Genomic DNA, 15,660 nt, shown 5'->3' on the forward strand with positions numbered 1-15,660 from the left:
CCGGGAGTCCCGGGCGTTCTCTGTTTCACGTGGAACAGCGCTGGAGTCAGAGACGCAGCGGCATGACCACATGGCGCGACTTCTCGCTGCTGGACTCACGCACCAGCGCCGAGGAGTTGGAATCGCGCAGCTGGATGATGACTTCCTCGTCGCGCAGGGCGGAGAGGGCATCCAGCAGGTAGTTCACGTTGAAGCCAATCGCCAGATCGCTGACGGTGGTGTCGGCCTCGATTTCTTCCTGGGCCTCTTCCTGTTCCGGGTTGTGCGCGCTGATCTTCAGGTTGCCCGGTGAGACTTCCACGCGGATGCCGCGGTACTTCTCGTTGGACAGGATCGCAGCACGCTGCAGCGAGGCACGCAGGGCTTCACGATCAACCTTCACTTCGCGGTCGGCGCCGATCGGGATCACCGCTTCGTAATCCGGGAAGCGACCGTCGATCAGCTTCGAGGTGAAAGTGACATCGTCGCGCTTGACGCGCACGTGGCTGCGGCCGACTTCCAGTTCGATCTCGCGATCCCCGCTTTCCAGCAGGCGCTGCAGCTCGGTCACGCCCTTGCGCGGCACGATGATCTGGCGCTTGGAACCGCTGGGCTTGGCCAGGTCGGTTTCACACAGCGCCAGGCGGTGGCCGTCGGTGGCGACGGTACGCAGGGCATCACCGCGCAGGTCGAACAGCAGACCGTTGAGGTAGTAGCGCACGTCCTGCTGGGCCATCGCGAACGCGGTGCGCTCGATCAGCTCCTTCAGGGTCGCTTCGCCGATGGCCACACGCTCGGTGGCTTCCACTTCGTCAACCGACGGGAAGTCGTTGGAGGGCAGGGTGGCCAGGGTGAAGCGGCTGCGGCCGGCCTGCACGGTGATCTTGTCACCGGTCTGCGAGACGGTGATCCGGCTGCCGTCGGGCAGGGCACGGATGATCTCGAACAGCTTGCGGGCGGGGATGGTGGTTTCGCCGTCCTGGGCATCTTCAACCGCGATCCGCGACACCATCTCCACTTCCAGGTCGGTACCGGTCAGCGACAGCTGGCCGTTCTGCACCTGGACCAGGAAATTGGCCAGAACCGGAAGGGTCTGGCGGCGTTCGACCACGTTGACGACCTGTGCCAACGGCTTGAGAAAGGCTTCGCGCTGCAGTGTGAAACGCATGTGGTTCCGTGCCCCTATGCTTTAAAAAATGTGGAATAAATCAAAAGCTTGGTGGTGCTGGTAGAGACAGAATCGCTGGAAAACAATGCTAAGTCTTTGTAATTAAAAGAATTTCAGACCTCGAAACCCTCTGCATTACCGCCCCCCAGGGGGTGGGGAAAGCTGTGGATAAATTCGACGCGTTTCCAGACGCCCTTTTTATCCACAACTCATCCCGCGCTTGCTACCGGATTCTGCACCGTTTTGTGCGATGACGCCTCATCGGCATCCGTGCATCATTCGCTCAGCTTCCGGATCAGCTTGTCCCAGTCCTCGCGGAGCTTGCCGTCGGTTTCCATCAGGGTGCGGATCTGGCGGCAGGCATGCAGCACCGTGGTGTGATCGCGACCGGCAAAGGCATCGCCAATCTCGGGCAGGCTGTGCTCGGTCAGTTCCTTGGTCAGGGCCATGGCGACCTGGCGCGGGCGTGCCAGCGAGCGGGTCCGACGCTTGGACAGCAGATCCTTGATCTGCAGCCCGTAGTAGTCGGCAACGGTCTTCTGGATGTTGGGAATGCTGATCGCCTGCTGCTGGGCGCGCAGCAGGTCGCGCAGGGTTTCCTGGGCGAATTCGGTGGTGATCGCGCGGCCGGTGAAATTGGCACGGGCGGTCAGGGTATTGAGCGCGCCTTCGAGGTCGCGCACGTTGGAGCGCATCTTCTTGGCGATCAGGAACGCAACATCATCGGGAATCTCGGCACCACGCTCGCGTGCCTTGGCCAGCACGATCGCGGCGCGGGTCTCGAAGTCCGGCGGCTCGATCGCGACCGACAGGCCCCAGGCAAGCCGCGACTTCAGGCGCGCTTCCAAGCCTTCGACTTCGCGCGGATAGCGGTCGCAGGTCAGGATGATCTGCTGCTTGCCATCGAACAGTGCGTTGAAGGTGTGGAAGAACTCTTCCTGGGTGCGGTCCTTGCCGGCGAAGAACTGGATGTCATCGATCAGCAGCGCGTCCACCTGCTGGAACTGGCGCTTGAACTGATCCATGGTCTTTTCCTGCAGGGCCCGGATCATCGCGCTGAAGAACTGTTCCGAACGCAGGTACAGCACCTTCGCACCCGGATTGGCCTGGCGCATGGCGTTGCCGGCGGCGAACATCAGGTGGGTCTTGCCCAGGCCGGTGCCCCCGTACAGCAGCAGCGGGTTGTGCGCACGGTCGCCCGGCTTCTGCGCCGCCTGGAAGGCTGCGGCCAGACCCAGCTGGTTGCTGCGGCCTTCGACGAAGTTGGCGAAGGTGTAGTGGTTGTCCAGGTTGCCGGCGAACGGCACCTGCGGTTCGGCCACGACCGCCGCCGCGCTGGAAACCGGCGCCTTCTGCGTCTCCGAGGGGCGCGGGCGCGAGCCGATTTCAAGGAAAACATCGCCGAAACCAGCGAAGTGCGTCAGCAGTTCGCGGATCCGGGCCAGGTACAGTTCACGCACCTGATCGACGATGAAGGCGTTCGGGGCATACAGCACCAGGCTGTCCGCGCGCAGATCGGCCTGCAGCGGCTTCAACCAGGTGTGAACGTCTTCAGGCGGAAACTCCGCTTCGAGGCGTTCGAGACTTCGGGACCAGGCATCCATCGGCAATAATCGTCCGGTGGCCTGTGGATAGGCGCGACAACGCGCCCAAACACAGGCCTGAAAGGGGGGAAATGGATGGCTCAGACTACCACCGAGCGACCGGCTTCGGAATGCTTGTCCCCTACTTATTCACAAAAACATCCACAGCTATTGCACAGGCCGGTGAATTGGCGTAGTCACAAGGGGTTGACGCGAGGGGGGAGACCTCTCTAGAATTTCCGGTTCTTTCCCGTCCCATTCATACGAGAGGCCCACATGGCCACCAAGCGCACCTACCAGCCCAGCAACCTCAAGCGTAAGCGCGACCACGGCTTCCGTGCCCGTATGAAGACCGCTGACGGCCGCAAGATCCTGTCGCGTCGCCGCGCCAAGGGCCGCAAAGTCCTGAGCGCCTGATTGCCATGCCGCACATCGCGGCAGACGCAATCTCTTCGACAGTGAATACTGCAGACCCGCGCAAGCGATTCCCTCGCTCTGCGCGGGTTCGCACGCGTGCCGAATATTCAACGGTCTTCAACGGCGCCCGCCGTGTGTCCGATCCGCTGATGACCCTGCACTGGCTGCCGGCTGACCGGCCGGCCAGGCTGGGTCTGGCGGTTTCCCGCAAGGTCGATCCGAACGCCGTAGGGCGTAACCGGATCAAGCGCGTCCTGCGCGACATCCTGCGTCAGACACGAACCGAAATCCAGCCAGGCGACTTCGTCGTCGTGGCTCGTAGTGCTGCGCGTTCCGCCAGCAACGACGACATCCGCCAGGCCTTCCTGCGCCTGCTGCGGCGCCTGCGTGCATTGCCCGCGCCGGGCATGGACGGCACAATGCCGCCGCCTGATGGCATCGCAACTCCTTCTTTGACCGAGCCGGCATCGCGTCCCGGCACCGCCGAGCCTGTCCGCTGATGAACCAGACCCGCGTATTCCTCATTTTTGCCTGGCTGATGGTGGCCGTGCTGCTGTGGATGGAGTGGAGCCGTGAAAAGGCCGCCCCCACCCCCGCCCCGACCACCAGCTCGGCCCCGGCCGCCGCACAGAGTGTTCCGGGCGCAACCCCGGGCAGCAGTCCCAGCGCGCAGGTCCCCGGTGCCCCGGGCCAGGCGGCAGTGCAGGCCCAGGCCAGCGCCACCCCGGCCGCCCAGCGCGTCACCGTCACCACCGATGTGCTGCGCCTGGTGCTGGACGGCGGCCGCGTGCTTGACGCCGAGCTGCTGCAGTTCCCGCAGACCAAGGACGAAGGCAGCCCGCCGGTCCGCCTGCTGACCGAAGACCCCGCCCATCCCTACAGCGCGATCAGTGGCTGGGCCAGCGAGGACAAGAACACGCCGGTCCCGGGCGCTGACGGCTTCAAGCTGGTCGGTGACACCCGTGACTTCGTCCTGGCCAAGGGCCAGAACGAGCTGCAGATCCCGTTCGTGTGGACCGCCGACAACGGCGTGACCATCAAGCGCACCCTGACCGTGTCCCGCAACGAGTACGCCGTGCGCTTCAAGGACGAAGTCAGCAACACCGGCGCCGCGCCGTGGAACGGCTACGTCTACCGCACCCTGGACCGCACCCCGACCATCCTGTCGCGGAGCATGACCAACCCGGATTCGTTCAGCTTCAATGGCGCCACCTGGTACGACAACGACAAGAAGTACCAGCGTCGTGCGTTCAAGGATTACCTGGAAGACGGCGCGCTGAACCAGAACATCACCGGCGGCTGGCTGGCGATGCTGCAGCACCACTTCTTCACCGCCTGGATCCCGCAGAAGGACCAGACCGCGCACTACGTGCTGTCGCAGGTGGCCGGTCGTGACCTGATCGAAGCCCGCGGCCCGGCCTTCACCGTGGCCCCGGGCCAGTCCACCAGCACCGAGGCCCGCCTGTGGGTCGGCCCGAAGCTGGTCAACCAGATCGCCAAGGAAGACGTGCCGGGCCTGGACCGCGTGGTCGACTATAGCCGCTTCTCGATGATGGCGGTGATCGGCCAGGGCCTGTTCTGGGTGCTGAACCAGGTGCACAAGCTGGTCGGCAACTGGGGCTGGGCGATCGTCGGCCTGGTGGTGCTGCTGAAGCTGGTGCTGTACCCGCTGTCGGCCACCCAGTACAAGAGCGGTGCCAAGATGCGTCGCTTCCAGCCGCGCATCGCGCAGCTGAAGGAACGCTATGGCGATGACCGCCAGAAGTTCCAGACCGCGATGATGGAGCTGTACAAGAAGGAGAAGATCAATCCGATGGGCGGCTGTCTGCCGATCCTCATCCAGATGCCGATCTTCTTCGCCCTGTACTGGGTGCTGGTGGAATCGGTCGAACTGCGCCAGGCGCCCTGGTTCGGCTGGATCCAGGACCTGACCGCGCGTGACCCGTACTTCATCCTGCCGGTGATCAACGTGGCGGTGATGTGGTTCACCCAGAAGCTGACCCCGGCACCGGGCATGGACCCGATGCAGCAGAAGATGATGCAGTTCATGCCGCTGGTGTTCGGCGTCATGATGGCCTTCATGCCGTCCGGCCTGGTCCTGTACTGGGTGGTCAACGGTGGCCTGGGCCTGCTGCAGCAGTGGTGGATGACCAAGCGCCATGGCAGCGAGCCGGTGCCGGCCACCACCGCCCCGGCCCCGGTCAAGAAGAAGTAATCGGTAGAGCCGGCCGCTGGCCGGCTGACCTCAGCAAAAGCCCGCCGCAAGGCGGGCTTTTCGCATGCGGCGTTAGAATCGCCGCACACCGTTCCTGCCACCTTCGAGTCCGCCATGCCGCGTGCGTCGTCGTTCCGCCTGTTCCTGCCCTCGCTGTTGTTGACCCTGGTCGTTGCCGGTTGCGGCGACAAGGACGCGAAGGCGCCGGCGACCACCGTCACCCAGCCCAGTGCGCAGGCCGCGGCCGCCGCCGATCCGGCCGCCGCACCGCTGCTGGCTGCGCTGCAGAAGCAGCTCGATGGTTACCGCCGCATCGTGGTGCTGCTGGCCGATGAAGAGAAGCAGAGTGATGCGGACCGGCAGACGTCCACGCGTGTCGGCCAGCAGCTGTTTCACGACGGCCTGGAACAGCGCACCGCCATTGCCGCCGAGTTCGACAGCCTGCTGCGCGGTGGCAGCCCGCAGCGCTTCGCCACCCTGGGCACCGTGCTGGACTACATCGAATCCGCACCGGAACTGTTCGATGCCGACCGGCTCGCCTTCCGCGAAGTGCTGCGTGACCTGCATGAGCGGGTCGGTACTGATTCCTCGCTGCCGGCGGTGAAGCTGCACCAGCGCATCGGCGAGGACCTGGACGCGCTGGACGAGATCGAGCGCAACTACAACCAGGAACTGACCCGCATCTTCAGCCGCTTCGAGCGCACCCGCGCCATCGACCTGAAGCGCGAGAAGTGGGAGGACTACATCGCCCACCTGCACAAGGACTACAGCCGTGAGGCGATCCTGCGCGACTACGGGGTGATCGAGCCCTACCCGATGTCGATGAAGGACAGCGACCGCGAGATCTTCGGCCGCGACCTGCCGCCCAAGACTGTGGTGCTCACCTTCGATGATGGCCCGCACAAGGCCTATACCGATGAAGTGGTGGCCATCCTCAAGCGCTACGACGTGCCGGGCGTGTTCTTCGAAGTGGGCCGCAACCTCGGCAAGGTCGAAACCGACGGCAAGGTCAGCCTGGGCCCGATGGCGAAGATCAGCCGCAACCTGATGGAAGAGGGCTACGCGGTGGGCAACCACAGCCTGACCCACGCCCAGCTGTCGCGCACCACCGGCGACGCGCTGCGCCAGCAGGTGCTGGACACCGACACCCTGCTGAAGGACGTGGACAGCAAACGCGCGCCGCTGTTCCGCTTCCCCTACGGCGCGCGCAACGCCGAAGGCCTGCAGCTGCTCAACGAAGCCGGGCTGAAATCGATCATGTGGAACATCGATTCGATGGACTGGGCCGACCCGGTACCCGAATCGATCGTGCAGCGCGTGCTGGGCCAGGTGGACAAGGAAAAGCGCGGCATCATCCTGTTTCACGACATCCACGACCGCGCGGTGAAGGCACTGCCGCAGATCCTCGACCGGCTGATCGCCGATGGCTACCAGTTCGCCGGCTGGAACGGCCGCGACTTCAGCGTGGCCCGCGCACGCAAGGGCGCAGCCAGCGATGCCACCGTCACCACCGGCTACGAGAAGTCGTGGGCGATCGTGGTCGGCATCGACAACTACGCCAAGTGGCCGAAGCTGGAATATGCCAGCCACGATGCGCAGGCGGTGGCCGACACGCTCACCGGGCAGTTCGGCTTCCCGTCCTCGCAGGTGATCGTGCTGAAGAACGAACAGGCCACCCGCAACAACATCCTGGCTGCTTTCCACGACCGCCTGTCCGACGACCGCACCGGCAGGAACGATCGCGTGTTCGTGTTCTTCGCCGGCCACGGCGCCACCCGCCAGCTCGCTTCCGGGCGTGACCTGGGCTACATCATTCCGGTCGATTCGGACCCGAAGGAATTCGCCACCGACGCCATCGCGATGACCGACATCCAGAACATCGCCGAGAGCATGCAGGCCAAGCACGTGATGTTCGTGATGGATGCCTGCTACAGCGGCCTGGGCCTGACCCGTGGCGGTCCCTCGTCGTCGTCGTTCCTGCGCGAGAACGCACGCCGCAGCGCGCGGCAGATGCTGACCGCCGGCGGTGCCGACCAGCAGGTGGCCGACGCCGGCCCGAATGGCCATTCGGTGTTCACCTGGGTGCTGCTTCAGGCATTGGCCGGCAAGGGCGACCTCAACGGCGATGGCCTGATCACCGGTACCGAGCTGGCTGCCTACGTGGCGCCGGCGGTCTCGGCGGTTTCGCACCAGACCCCGGCCTTTGGCAGCCTGCCCGGTTCGCAGGGCGGCGAGTTCGTGTTCCAGGTGCCCGACAGCCAGGAATACCTCAACGCCGATACGCGCCAGTTGACCGCCGATGCGATCGCGCTGAACAACAAGGTCGATGCTGCCAGCGAGGCCAAGGGCAGCCAGGCACCGGTGACCGTGGCCGATCTGCAGGGTGGCAAGGCCAAGCTGGTGGTGCCCACCGCCGGCCCGGCCTCGGACCGCCAGCGTGCGCAGCAGGCCAATGACCGCGGCCTGCAGCTGTACCGCGAGAAGCAGTACGACGAAGCGGTAGCCCAGTTCACCGAGGCACTGAAGCTGCGTCCGGACTTCGCCCAGGCCGCCAACAACCTCGGCTTCGTCTACTACCGCCAGCAGCGCTACGCCGAAGCCGCGCGCTGGCTGGAAAACACCCTGAAGATCGACCCCTCGCGTGCCGTGGCCCACCTCAATCTGGGCGATGCCTACTTCAACGCCGGCGACAAGGCCAAGGCGAAGCAGGCCTACACCACCTACCTGGCCCTGCAGCCGCAGGGCAGCGGCGCCGCACAGGCGCGCGCGCAGCTGGAGAAGCTCTGAGCCATGAACGATGTGACCCGCACCGATACCATCGTCGCCATCGCCAGTGCCCCCGGCGCGGGCGGCGTGGGCCTGCTGCGGCTGTCCGGCCCGCGCGCTGCGGCCATTGCCAACGCCCTGGGCGCGCCCACCCTGCGCCCACGTCACGCGCACTACGCGCGGCTGCGTGATGCCGACGGTGAGGTGATCGACGATGGCATCGTGCTGTGGTTCCCCGCGCCGAACAGCTTCACCGGCGAAGAGGTGGTGGAACTGCAGGGCCATGGCAGCCCCGTACTGCTGCAGCAGCTGGTCGCGCGCTGCATCGCGCTTGGTGCGCGCCAGGCGCGGCCAGGTGAGTTCAGCGAACGCGCCTTCCTCAACGGCAAGCTCGACCTGGCCCAGGCCGAGGCCATCGCTGACCTGATCGCCGCCGGTGACAACCGTGCAGCGCGCGCGGCACGTCGCTCGCTGGATGGCGTGTTCTCGCGGCGCATCGAGGCGGTGGTCGAACAGCTGGTGCTGCTGCGCATCCACGTGGAAGCGGCCATCGACTTCGCCGACGAACCGCTGGATACCCTGGGCGGTGCGCAGGTGCGCCGTGAGCTGGAACAGGCGCGCGCTGATCTTGCGCTGCTGCGTCGTGATGCCGAGCGCGGCCGCCGCCTGCGCGACGGCCTGCATGCGGTGCTGATCGGCCCACCGAATGCCGGCAAGAGTTCATTGCTGAACGCCTTGGCTGGCAGCGAGCGCGCCATCGTCACCGACATTGCCGGTACCACCCGCGACACCCTGCGCGAGACCATCCGCCTGGACGGCCTGGAGCTGACCCTGGTCGACACAGCGGGCCTGCGCGACGGCGGCGATGCCATCGAACGCGAAGGCATGCGCCGCGCCCACGTGGAAATCGAGCGCACCGACCTCGCGCTGATCGTGCTGGACGCGCGTGACCCGGCCGCCGGTGAAGCCGCGCTGGGCGAGGCCGTGGCGGCGGTGCCACACAAGCTCTACATCCACAACAAGTCGGACCTGCTGGACGCGTTGCCGGCGCTGGACGACCCGGACCGCGTGTTCGTCTCCGCTGCGACCGGCGCCGGCCAGGAAGACCTGCACGCGCGCCTGCGCAGCATCGCCAGTGCCGGGGCAGGGGAGCAGGTGGACGGCGAGTTCTCCGCGCGCACCCGCCATGTGGATGCGATTGAACGCGCGCAGGACCATGCGCAGCGCGCCGATGGTGAGCTGGTGCATGAGCACCTGGAACTGGCCGCCGAGGAACTGCGGCTGGCGCATGACGCACTGGGCGAGATCACCGGGCAGATGAGTGCCGATGACCTGCTGGGCAGGATCTTTTCCAGTTTCTGCATCGGCAAGTAATTGTAGAGCCGAGCCCATGCTCGGCTGACGGGGAGAACAGCCGGGCATGGGCTCGGCGCTACACCCCCACCTGTCACATTGCCGCCGCATACTGACGCCCATCACATACCGCTTGGGGAAGTCGCAGTGAAGTCGTGGGGTTGTGCGTTGCTGTTGTCGCTGGCCGTGGCACCATCGGTGGCCATGAGTGCTGAATCCTCCATTCCGGCCCCTGCCAAGGCCTCGGTCTACGGCCACCGCGGCGCCAGCGCATTGCTGCCTGAGCACACCCTGGCGGCCTACGCGCAGGCCATCTCCGATGGCGCCGACTACATCGAGCCGGACCTGGTGATGACCAAGGACGGCGTGCTGGTGGCCCGCCACGAGAACGAGATCGGTGGCACCACCGACGTCGCCGAGCACAAGGAATTCGCCAAGCGGAAGACCACCAAGGTCATCGACGGCGAGAAGGTCGAGGGCTGGTTCACCGAAGACTTCACCCTGGCCGAGCTGAAGACCCTCTACACCCGCGAACGCCTGCCCGAACTGCGCAGCACTGCCTTCGACGGCCAGTTCCGCATCGCCACGCTGGACGAGATCCTGGCCTTCCTGGTCCAGCAGGCCGGTCGTGCCAACCGCGGCATCGGCCTGGTGCCGGAGATCAAGCACCCGACCTACTTCCAGTCCATCGGCCTGCCGATGGAAGACAAGGTGCTGGCCGCGCTGCGCGGCAACGCCTATACCGCCGTCGCGCCGGTGACGATCCAGTCGTTCGAGACCGCCAACCTGCGCTACCTGCGCGGCAAGATCGGCCGGGGCAGCAACATCCGCCTGCTGCAGCTGCTGTGGAAGGGCGACACCCAGCCGGCCGACATCGCCAAGGCCGGCGGCAAGCTCACCTACGCACAGATGATGACCCCGGCCGGGCTGAAGGACATCGCCAGCTACGCCGATGGCATCGGCCCGGAGCTGCGTTCGATCATTCCGCTGGAGGCCAACGGTTCGCTGGGCACGCCTACCGCGCTGGTGCGCGATGCACATGCCGCCGGCCTGATGGTGATCCCGTACACGTTCCGCCCGGAAAACCACTTCCAGGCCAGCAACCTGCGCAAGGGTGCCGACAACGCCCGCAACCCGGAAGGCTCCATTGCCGAGATGCGCGCCTACCTGGCCACCGGCATCGATGCGTTCTTCACCGACGACCCGGCGCTGGGCCGGCAGGCGGTGGATGGCATGGGCGCCGCGGGGAACTGAAGCCGTAACGCGTCGCCGGGCACGGCCCGGCGCTACCCAGGGCGTCCGCACGGTAGCGCCGGGCCATGCCCGGCGGCCCTTCGTTTCAACCGCGCGGGTCTTCCGGCCGGCGGAACGGAATCACCACGTAATCCTGCCCCTCGCGCGGCTGCCACAGCACCGGCACGCGGCGCGGCGAGGGCGGCTCGAGCTCGTCGTCGGCCAGCGCCTCGACCTCGTCTTCCTCGTCCTCCCAGCTGTAGTGCGGGCGCGGTGTCATGGGATCGGCGTTGCGGAACAGCAGCGCAGCGATGATGCCGGCGAAGGCGCCGCCCATGTGCGACTGCCAGGACACGCCATCGGCATGCGGCAGGATGGTCATCAGCATGCCGCCGTAGAACAACATGCCGATCAGGCCGGTGGCGATCGCCGCGCGGTCGCGCCGCAGCAGGCCCAGGCTGGCCAGCAGGAACATCAGGCCGTGGGTCACGCCACTGGCGCCCAGGTGCACGCTGCCCGGGTTGCCCAGCATCCACGCGCCAATGCCCGAACCCAGCCACAGCAGGGGCAGGGCACGCACGGTCGCTTTCGGGTACACGCTGCCGGCCAGGGTGCCGAGGATCAGGATCGCAAAACCATTGGCGGCGATATGCTCAACCGAGGCATGCAGCATCGGGCCGCCGATCAGCCCCAGCAGCCCCTTGGCTTCCAGCGGGGCCACCGCCCACGGCCGCCAGTCGAAGCTGCCCTGCAGGGCGAACACGGCCACCAGCACCAGCACGGCGGCCAGGCTGACATTGAACGCCCGCAGGATGCGCATGCGGTCGTTGCGGGGAGCCGGCACGTCACCGGCGGGCAGGGGCGTGTTGTTGTCCATACCTCAGCAATGGCGGTGGCCGGCGCGAAACCAAGGCCACCGCTGCGGGAGAGTGGGGGCGGCCGACGGGACAATCCCGCCGGCCGCGCGCTGCACAGCAGTCAGGCTCAGGCCTGGCCGGCGCCTTCCTTCGGCGGGTACTTCAGGCTGAGCACCACGGTGGCGGCGATGATCGCCGCGACCACGCCCAGCGACACCGGGGTCGGGATCTTGAACAGGTCGATGATCATCATCTTGATGCCGATGAAGCCCAGCACCAGCGCCAGGCCGTACGGCAGCAGGTGGAAGCGGTCAGCCATGCCGGCCAGCAGGAAGAACATCGCACGCAGGCCCAGCACCGCGAACACGTTGGAGGTGAGCACGATGAACGGGTCGGTGGTGATCGCGAAGATCGCCGGGATGCTGTCCACCGCGAAGATCACGTCGGTCACCGCGATCAGGATCAGCACCGCGAACAGCGGGGTGAACCAGCGCTTGCCGTCGCGCATCACGCTCATGGCGTTGCCCGCGTAGTCCGGCAGCAGGCGCAGGTGCTTGCGCATCCAGCGCAGGGCCGGGTTGGTTTCCAGATCCGGCTCCTGGCCAGCGGCGAACCACATCTTCCAGCCGGTGAAGAGCAGGAAGGCACCGAACACATAGAGCAGCCAATGGAACTGGCTGATCAGCACGCTACCGGCGAAGATCATGATCGTACGCAGCACGATCGCACCCAGGATGCCGATGATCAGCACCTTCTGGCGCTGCTCCTCCGGCACCGCGAAGTAGCTCATGATCATCAGGAAGACAAAGATGTTGTCCACCGCCAGGGCCTTCTCGACCAGATAGCCGGTCAGGAATTCCAGGCCCACCTTGTTGGCCACCACCTGGCCGGCCGTCTCGTTGAGGTAGTACCAGAGGCCGCCATTGAACAGCAGGGCCAGCACGACCCAGCCGATGGACCACCACAGGGCTTCCTTGAAGGTGACCTTGTGCGGTCCGCCGTGTCGCATCAACACCAGGTCGACGAGCAGGGCGATGATGACCACCGCCACGAAGCCGCCCCACATCCACACATTACCGATCGTCTGCATTGGGAATATCCGTTGGAAAGATGAATGCCAGGCCGGACGGCGAGGATCTGCAACGGAGGATCGGGAGGGGGATCCAGGGACAGAGCTTCGCCAGTACGGCGAAGGTCTCGCTCGCAACCCCACGCGGGTGGGATTGCCGTTGCACCGGAGCCTGCGGGCTCGAATTGACGGCGACAACGTCTGGGAGCTACTCCCCTTCTGGGGCCGATTCTGCGGCCTGGCCGGACCGCCGTCAAATGGGGGGCCATTCCCCGCCCCTCGTAGCGTCGAGCTTGCTCGCCGGCCTTTGCTGAACGGTCCCGTTCAGTCGAGCAAGCTCGACTCTACAAAAGCGCCCCCGGCTACAATAGGCCGATGAATACCCCCCTTCCCGTTGTCCGCCTCAAGAACGCGTGGCGTTCCAGCCACCCGTGGATCTTCCAGAAACTGGTCGAGAAGCCGACCGTCAAGCCCAAACCCGGCTCCATCGTCGACGTGGTCGGCATCGATGGCGAATTCATCGGCCGTGGCTTCTACAACGGGCATTCGCGCATTGCCGTGCGCATCCTCGAAACCGACCCGAACGTGCCGGTCGATGCCGGCTGGTTCTCGCGCAGGATCGCCCAGGCGGTCGAGCTGCGCCGCGGCGTGCTGAAGCTCGATGCGGTGTCCGACGCCTGGCGTGTGGTGCACAGCGAGGGCGACGGCCTGTCGGGCCTGGTGGTGGACCGTTACAACGATCTGGTGGTGGTCGAGTTCTTCGCCGCTGGCATGTTCCGCCACCGCGAGTGGATCTACGAGGCGCTGCGCGAACAGTTCCCGGGCTGCCGCTTCCACAGCTTCGCCGACGAACACGTGCAGAAGCAGGAAAGCTTCGATTTCCACGGCAACACCACGACCGAAGCGTCGGTCATCACCGAGTACGGCATCAAGTTCCGCGCCGATCCGGCCGGTGCCCACAAGACCGGTTTCTTCGCCGACCAGCGCGAGAACCGCGAGTGGCTGAGCCAGCAGGTGGAAGGCAAGAGCGTGCTCGACCTGTGCTGCAACACCGGCGGTTTCGCCGTGTATGCCGCGGCGCGTGGTGCTTCGGAAGTAGTCGGCATCGACATCGATGAAGACGTCATCCAGATTGCCAAGGGCAATTCGCGCCTGAACAACGTGCGCCCGAAGTTCGTCCAGTCCGACATCTTCCCGTGGCTGCGCGATGCCGCCAACCGTGGCGAGCAGTACGACGTGGTGATCCTGGACCCGGCCAAGATGACCCGCGACCGCGACCAGGTCATCGCCGCGCTGAAGAAGTACCTGGACATGAACAAGCTGGCGCTGGGCGTGGTCAAGCCCGGTGGCCTGTTCGCCACCTTCTCCTGCACCGGCCTGGTGGCCGAGGACCAGTTCCTGGACATGCTGCGCCGCGCGGCTTACTTCTCCGGCCGCACGATCCAGATCCTGAAGGTGGCCGGCGCCGGTGCGGACCATCCGTTCATGGCCCACGTGCAGGAATCGCGTTACCTGAAGGCCGTGTTCTGCCGCGTGGTTGATTGACCGCGTGAAGCTGTAGAGCCGAGCCCATGCTCGGCTCGCGGTGCCTGATCAGTCGAGCATGAATCATCTCCACTGCCCGGCGGCAAGCATCCCGCGCATTGCGATGCGTTCGTGAAAGTGGCGCCCCATTGCTCAGGTGGCGCGGCTCGGCTCTACAAAAAGGCTGGGCGCAGCGTTATGGTCGGGCTCTTCCCATTCGCGGTGAGAGCCCATGCCTTCGTTGCGCCACCTGTCCGTCGTGCTTGCTGTGGCGCTGTGTGCGCCGCTGTCCGCCCACGCCATCGACTTCAGCGCACAGGAGCTGGCCCGGGCCAAGGCCCTGCAGCAGCGGTTGCTGACCCTGGACAGCCACCTGGATACCCCGGCCAACTTCGGCCGCGCCGGCTTCGACATCGAGCAGCGGCATGACCGCAACGCGCTTTCGCAGGTGGATTACCCGCGCATGGTCGAGGGCGCGCTGGATGGTGGCTTCTGGGCGATCTACACCGACCAGGGCGACCGCAGCGCGGCCGCGCACCGTGCCGAGCGCGATCACGGTCTGCAGCGCCTGATGCAGATCCGCGAGATGCTGGCGGCCAACCCCGAGCGCTTCGCACTGGCGCTGACCGCCGATGATGCCGCGCGCATCAAGGCCGCCGGCAAGCGCGTGGTCTACATCAGCATGGAAAACGCCAGCCCGCTGGTGGACGACCCCAGCCTGCTCTCCTTCTACCACCGTGCCGGCCTGCGCCTGCTCAGCACCGTGCACTTCGCCAACAACGAGTTCGCCGATTCGGCCACCGACCCCAAGGGCGCCGAGTGGAAGGGCCTGAGCCCGGCCGGCAAGGAGCTGGTCCGCGAGGCGGTCAAGCTGGGCATCGTCATCGACCAGTCGCACGCATCGGACGCGGTGTTCGACGACCTGCTGGCGATGATGCCGGTGCCGTTCGTGCTGTCGCACAGCTCGGCCAAGGCGGTCTACGACCACCCGCGCAACCTGGACGATGCGCGCCTGCGCAAGCTGGCCAAGGCCGGCGGCGTGATCCAGGTGAATGCCTATGGCGGCTACCTGATCGATACCGGCAAGACGCCCGAGCGCAAGCAGGCCGAAGAAGCGCTGAGCAGGCAGATGGGCGGCTGGGAAGGCATGGGCATCGAGCAGGGCGTGGCCCTGCAGAAGGCCGAACAGGCGCTGGACCACGAGCACCCGGTGCGCCACGCCAGCCTGGACGACTTCTTCGCCCACTTCGAGCACATCCTGACGGTGGTCGGCCCCGACCACGTCGGCATCGGCCTGGACTGGGATGGCGGTGGTGGCCTGAGCGACCTGCCCGATGTCAGCCAGCTGCCGAAGATCACGGCCTGGCTGCTGCGCAAGGGCTACAGCGAACAGCAGATCGCCGCCATCTGGGGCGGCAACCTGCTGCGGGTGATGCGCCAGGCACAGGATTACGCCGCAGGCAAGTAGAGTCGAGCCGCGCCCGACCGCGCCTTTA

At 66.0% G+C, this 15,660-nt stretch carries 12 protein-coding genes; 8 read left to right on the top strand and 4 right to left on the bottom strand.

Translation table 11 applies throughout. The features are described from left to right. Positions 1-46: 46 nt before the first annotated feature. Both dnaN and dnaA read right to left on the bottom strand, forming a co-directional pair. The gene (dnaN, locus tag ACM2ZB_RS15150) at positions 47-1,147 is read right to left on the bottom strand and encodes a DNA polymerase III subunit beta (RefSeq protein WP_005411731.1); all 1,101 of its coding nucleotides are present in this window, start codon (positions 1,145-1,147) and stop codon (positions 47-49) included. A gap of 275 nt (positions 1,148-1,422) precedes the next feature. Further along, entirely contained in the window at positions 1,423-2,751 is a 1,329-nt protein-coding gene (gene dnaA, locus ACM2ZB_RS15155; protein WP_416056057.1) for a chromosomal replication initiator protein DnaA, read from the bottom strand. A gap of 255 nt (positions 2,752-3,006) precedes the next feature. On the opposite strand from dnaA, the gene rpmH reads away from it, so the two are divergent. From rpmH to ACM2ZB_RS15185, 6 genes are all read left to right on the top strand, one after another. After that, entirely contained in the window at positions 3,007-3,147 is a 141-nt protein-coding gene (gene rpmH / locus ACM2ZB_RS15160) for a 50S ribosomal protein L34 (RefSeq protein WP_005411729.1), read from the top strand. A 5-nt stretch (positions 3,148-3,152) separates the two neighbouring features. After that, entirely contained in the window at positions 3,153-3,647 is a 495-nt protein-coding gene (gene rnpA, locus ACM2ZB_RS15165; RefSeq protein ID WP_416056058.1) for a ribonuclease P protein component, read from the top strand. After that, positions 3,647-5,362, top strand: a complete 1,716-nt coding sequence (yidC, locus tag ACM2ZB_RS15170; protein ID WP_416056059.1) for a membrane protein insertase YidC — start codon at positions 3,647-3,649, stop codon at positions 5,360-5,362. The genes rnpA and yidC overlap by 1 nt, the downstream gene beginning before the upstream one ends. A 114-nt stretch (positions 5,363-5,476) precedes the next feature. Then, on the top strand, positions 5,477-8,149 hold the full coding sequence (locus ACM2ZB_RS15175) for a polysaccharide deacetylase family protein (protein WP_416056060.1): 2,673 nt from the start codon (positions 5,477-5,479) through the stop codon (positions 8,147-8,149). Between the two features lie 3 nt (positions 8,150-8,152). After that, on the top strand, positions 8,153-9,502 hold the full coding sequence (gene mnmE / locus ACM2ZB_RS15180) for a tRNA uridine-5-carboxymethylaminomethyl(34) synthesis GTPase MnmE (RefSeq protein WP_416056061.1): 1,350 nt from the start codon (positions 8,153-8,155) through the stop codon (positions 9,500-9,502). Between the two features lie 126 nt (positions 9,503-9,628). Then, positions 9,629-10,735: a glycerophosphodiester phosphodiesterase gene (locus ACM2ZB_RS15185; RefSeq protein ID WP_416056062.1), complete on the top strand. Its 1,107-nt coding sequence runs from the start codon at positions 9,629-9,631 to the stop codon at positions 10,733-10,735. Between the two features lie 85 nt (positions 10,736-10,820). Here the strand turns inward: ACM2ZB_RS15185 and ACM2ZB_RS15190 are convergent, their stop codons facing one another. Both ACM2ZB_RS15190 and ACM2ZB_RS15195 read right to left on the bottom strand, forming a co-directional pair. Continuing rightward, entirely contained in the window at positions 10,821-11,591 is a 771-nt protein-coding gene (locus tag ACM2ZB_RS15190) for a rhomboid family intramembrane serine protease (RefSeq protein ID WP_416056063.1), read from the bottom strand. A gap of 107 nt (positions 11,592-11,698) precedes the next feature. After that, positions 11,699-12,661, bottom strand: a complete 963-nt coding sequence (locus tag ACM2ZB_RS15195) for a TerC family protein (RefSeq protein WP_416056064.1) — start codon at positions 12,659-12,661, stop codon at positions 11,699-11,701. 354 nt (positions 12,662-13,015) lie between these two features. Here ACM2ZB_RS15195 and ACM2ZB_RS15200 point away from each other — a divergent pair, with 354 nt between their 5' ends. Both ACM2ZB_RS15200 and ACM2ZB_RS15205 read left to right on the top strand, forming a co-directional pair. Then, positions 13,016-14,185, top strand: a complete 1,170-nt coding sequence (locus ACM2ZB_RS15200; RefSeq protein ID WP_416056065.1) for a class I SAM-dependent rRNA methyltransferase — start codon at positions 13,016-13,018, stop codon at positions 14,183-14,185. Positions 14,186-14,396: 211 nt separating this feature from the next. Further along, on the top strand, positions 14,397-15,632 hold the full coding sequence (locus tag ACM2ZB_RS15205) for a dipeptidase (protein ID WP_416056066.1): 1,236 nt from the start codon (positions 14,397-14,399) through the stop codon (positions 15,630-15,632). The last annotated feature ends 28 nt before the right edge of the window (positions 15,633-15,660 follow it).

It is taken from the genome of Stenotrophomonas maltophilia, assembly GCF_047782825.1.
Lineage (GTDB): Bacteria > Pseudomonadota > Gammaproteobacteria > Xanthomonadales > Xanthomonadaceae > Stenotrophomonas.

What these genes read in the sequence shown, in the direction of transcription:
- rpmH (WP_005411729.1), top strand. Translation starts at nt 3,007, where the DNA reads ATGGCCACCAAGCGCACCTACCAGCCCAGCAACCTCAAGCGTAAGCGC.
- ACM2ZB_RS15190 (WP_416056063.1), bottom strand. Translation starts at nt 11,591, where the DNA reads ATGGACAACAACACGCCCCTGCCCGCCGGTGACGTGCCGGCTCCCCGC.
- ACM2ZB_RS15205 (WP_416056066.1), top strand. Translation starts at nt 14,397, where the DNA reads ATGCCTTCGTTGCGCCACCTGTCCGTCGTGCTTGCTGTGGCGCTGTGT.
- ACM2ZB_RS15195 (WP_416056064.1), bottom strand. Translation starts at nt 12,661, where the DNA reads ATGCAGACGATCGGTAATGTGTGGATGTGGGGCGGCTTCGTGGCGGTG.
- dnaA (WP_416056057.1), bottom strand. Translation starts at nt 2,751, where the DNA reads ATGGATGCCTGGTCCCGAAGTCTCGAACGCCTCGAAGCGGAGTTTCCG.
- mnmE (WP_416056061.1), top strand. Translation starts at nt 8,153, where the DNA reads ATGAACGATGTGACCCGCACCGATACCATCGTCGCCATCGCCAGTGCC.
- dnaN (WP_005411731.1), bottom strand. Translation starts at nt 1,147, where the DNA reads ATGCGTTTCACACTGCAGCGCGAAGCCTTTCTCAAGCCGTTGGCACAG.
- yidC (WP_416056059.1), top strand. Translation starts at nt 3,647, where the DNA reads ATGAACCAGACCCGCGTATTCCTCATTTTTGCCTGGCTGATGGTGGCC.
- ACM2ZB_RS15200 (WP_416056065.1), top strand. Translation starts at nt 13,016, where the DNA reads ATGAATACCCCCCTTCCCGTTGTCCGCCTCAAGAACGCGTGGCGTTCC.
- ACM2ZB_RS15175 (WP_416056060.1), top strand. Translation starts at nt 5,477, where the DNA reads ATGCCGCGTGCGTCGTCGTTCCGCCTGTTCCTGCCCTCGCTGTTGTTG.
- rnpA (WP_416056058.1), top strand. Translation starts at nt 3,153, where the DNA reads ATGCCGCACATCGCGGCAGACGCAATCTCTTCGACAGTGAATACTGCA.